This window comes from Shewanella electrica (assembly GCF_022321485.1).
Classification (GTDB): domain Bacteria; phylum Pseudomonadota; class Gammaproteobacteria; order Enterobacterales; family Shewanellaceae; genus Shewanella; species Shewanella electrica.
In genome coordinates, this window is the sequence record NZ_JAKOGG010000828.1 from 1 (window position 1) to 231 (window position 231).

General features: G+C 46.3%; 1 protein-coding gene. It reads left to right on the forward strand.

Features of this window, described 5'->3' with window-relative positions:
* On the forward strand, positions 1–231 hold a 231-nt coding region (locus L9G74_RS24725; protein ID WP_238899117.1), incomplete at both ends, for an Hsp70 family protein.

Below are 231 nucleotides of genomic sequence, written 5' to 3' on the forward strand. Positions count from 1 at the left end.
GAACAGGGGCACCCCTCAAATTGAAGTGACCTTCGAAGTTGATGCCAACGGCATTCTAAATGTGAAGGCAGAAGACAAGGGAACTGGTAAATCAGAAAAGATCACCATTACAAACGAAAAGGGACGTCTTAGCCAGGAAGAAATTGAGAGAATGGTTCGCGAAGCAGAGGAGTTTGAAGAGGAAGACAAGAAGGGGAAGGAGAGGATCGATGCTCGCAACAGTCTTGAAAC